The 1,070-nt window shown below is 31.4% G+C and carries 1 protein-coding gene; it reads right to left on the bottom strand.

The window, feature by feature from the left end; genetic code table 11:
• Positions 1–377: 377 nt before the first annotated feature.
• A complete protein-coding gene (locus tag JF818_RS14310) occupies positions 378–758 on the bottom strand; it encodes a hypothetical protein (protein ID WP_198892653.1) in 381 nt (126 codons plus the stop codon).
• Positions 759–1,070: the final 312 nt, after the last annotated feature.

Here is a 1,070-nt window from a genome sequence, read left to right as displayed (position 1 = left end):
TATCTACATATCTTTCCGTCACATGATTTTATACCAATCACATCATAATCCTTCTCATTCATTTTTTCTAAAAGCTTATCTTTCTCAAGTGTTTCATCAACATAGTAGAATGGATTGGATATTGAGAATGCTTTTAGTGATTTAACGTAGTTATTCATAGTCTACCACCTCTCATTCAACCAAAATATATTCATTATTCTTCTACCACGTCTAAAGAGTGAAAATCATAATTCACTGCATAATCTAAATTATGTCGTTAAATATTTTTCTGTCTAACTTAGCAATTGTTGAAATTCCATCATTCTTATTTCAACCAATCAATCCACACTTTTTTGTAGTGAAAATCTGTAAAGTTTTGTAGTGAAAACCAATGCTTTCTAGAATAGGACACCACCTAGAAACATTAGTATTTGCACTACCGAAATTATCATCAGTGGTAGAACCAATATTCGAACCAATAAGTATAGATGCAATACACTCCTAGGCAAATTTTTATGCTCTTCTGGAATATGTTCATCTTTAATCTTCTTCAATTTTTCTAATGTAAGTTCATCATTGCCCAGTTCAACGACTTTTTCACTAAAAATATCTATGTAACCGCCATTTTTCATGTGACGGTAAAATCCTACATGCTGTAACACTATTAACACCAAATTCAGCAATGCAAACCACAAAAATCTACTCTTAACAACTAAGAACAGGATTGCCACGCCAATAGTAATATATAGATTTTTATCATTTAGTAAATTTCGAATCATATTTCACCTCTCCTGATTCTAGTCTATCACATAATAGACGTTTTATCAGGTTCAATCAATCAATCCGATATTTCCATCACTTATAAAATTCAAATCCCGATTATCCTACTTACAGCGTGTTTCTACTCTATTATATATAATATTCACCCATTGCTCTTTACGGATCTGGGATGTGACTTTTTTGACATTCATAATTGCGACCTCCTTGATCTAGCATACTCAAAAAACTATTAATAGTTTTTCGAGTGAACTATAATTTATTTCAAGGATATCATTTCAGTGACTCAATAAACAGGTACGTATGATTTACCG

Origin of the sequence: Sphaerochaeta sp. S2, from assembly GCF_016406725.1 — a bacterium.
In the GTDB taxonomy this organism is placed as follows: Bacteria; Spirochaetota; Spirochaetia; order Sphaerochaetales; family Sphaerochaetaceae; genus Sphaerochaeta.
The sequence above is the reverse complement of the archived record's forward strand: the minus strand, read 5'-3'. Positions and strand labels throughout refer to the sequence as shown.

Coding starts and splice junctions, on each gene's coding strand:
- JF818_RS14310 (WP_198892653.1), bottom strand. CDS start 758: ATGATTCGAAATTTACTAAATGATAAAAATCTATATATTACTATTGGC.